The organism is Massilia sp. TSP1-1-2 (assembly GCF_049896185.1).
GTDB lineage: Bacteria > Pseudomonadota > Gammaproteobacteria > Burkholderiales > Burkholderiaceae_D > Telluria_A.
Genome location: NZ_JAFCTU010000089.1, coordinates 1 through 1,445, shown reverse-complemented (window position 1 = coordinate 1,445; position 1,445 = coordinate 1). Strand labels below are relative to the sequence as shown.

General features: G+C 54.5%; 2 protein-coding genes. One reads left to right on the top strand and one right to left on the bottom strand.

Annotation, left to right across the window (positions count from 1 at the left end; genetic code table 11):
- On the top strand, positions 1 to 420 hold a 420-nt coding region (locus ACP7BV_RS26940), incomplete at its 5' end, for an IS4 family transposase (protein ID WP_426107967.1).
- A gap of 139 nt (positions 421 to 559) precedes the next feature.
- On the opposite strand, the gene ACP7BV_RS26935 is transcribed toward ACP7BV_RS26940, so the two are convergent.
- A complete protein-coding gene (locus ACP7BV_RS26935; RefSeq protein ID WP_426107966.1) occupies positions 560 to 964 on the bottom strand; it encodes a WapI family immunity protein in 405 nt (134 codons plus the stop codon).
- Between the last annotated feature and the right edge of the window lie 481 nt (positions 965 to 1,445).

Below are 1,445 nucleotides of genomic sequence, written 5' to 3'. Positions count from 1 at the left end.
CCAGCGTATTGGCCCTGCACAGCGTCAAGGGTTCGCTTCGCCGAGCCGCGCTTCGCGCGGCCCGCCCTTGACCCTGTTACGGGCCGATCACGACGACATCAGGCATTCACAGCGGTAGCCGACATGGTAGCCGAAGTCAACTTCCACTCAAAACGACATTGGGCCCGAACTTGCCCGGATCTGGATGCCGCTCTGTTCTTCCACCCCGACGAAATTCGGGGCGCGTATCTGCGTTCGAAAAAGCCTCAGCCAGCCGCGCCGCCGCGTCTCAACGAGGTAATGCGATTGATCGCCCAGCTCGGCCGCTTCCTTGGCCGAAAGAGCGGCGGGGAGCCCGGCGTCAAGACGATCTGGCAGGGATTGCAACGTGTGATGGACGTGGCCACCGCATTGCAGTCGATGCGCGAGGGGCATGGCTGAGTTGTGTATAACGATATGGCGATAAGTCCATATCAAAGGTAAAGAAAAAGCAATCGCCCTTGAATAGCGTACATGCAATACCTCGGCCAATGGCCGCTCCTGGCCGATTGTACGCTTCAGCTTGTCGGAATTCGCGCCGTCATCCCCTCAGTTCAACAAGCAGATGCCGGCATTCTTTTTCCCATGCGGGCAGATAGCTTTGATCCATGTCGAGAATCCCGCTCAGAGTGGGGTTGAAACCACCGGCGGCCTCATTCTTAAATTCGTATCGTCCTCTTACATGACCGTGCTTGTCTGACTCGAGCTCAATATAGATCCCTGGCTCGTGACAAGACAATATTGCTTTGCCTGGAGTTCCGGCAGTTAAATACAGAGTGGCCATCGTGTTCGCGAATTGCTCGACGTCTCCGCTCTGCAGCCAGCCCTCAAAGTTGGCGCTGAATCCGGCTTCCGAGACCGCGACGGTGACGCGGCCCCAGTCCTCATCGTTCACCGGACCAATTGCACCGAGGTGAATGTGAAAGCCATTTGCGCTAAGTTCCATAGATCTTCTCCAAAACTCCATTGAGGGCATCTGCTCCACAGAGAAAGCACACCATCAAATCGGCGCGAGCCGTTTACGCTAAGGTTGCGGTGCGGCGTAATTAAGCTGCCCTTTACTACCCCTTAGTCGAGAGCCGATGATGAACGATGCGAGATAATTCTTGGGTGGCTGGCAAAAATGGGTGGCGTACCGCAACTCGAACCACATCAGAAAAGAGCTCGGTACATAATTCGGACTCCAACACGATGCCGTCATTTGCTTGTTTTCCGAACGGCGAGCGGCGACTGCTGAATCCTTTGGTACCCACAACACATGTTGTAGGAATTGCCGGTATGCCAATCGCTTGCATGCGTTCATTGGAGGCGACGAGTTGGCCACATTGACCAAAAAAAAGTTTGTAGACTCCCCCCTGTGTCAGACTACTTGTCGGGTGTGTTTTTTGAACAAATTATGTCCTGATCTTGGTTGTTGTGGTGGAATT

Coding starts and splice junctions, on each gene's coding strand:
- ACP7BV_RS26935 (WP_426107966.1), bottom strand. CDS start 964: ATGGAACTTAGCGCAAATGGCTTTCACATTCACCTCGGTGCAATTGGT.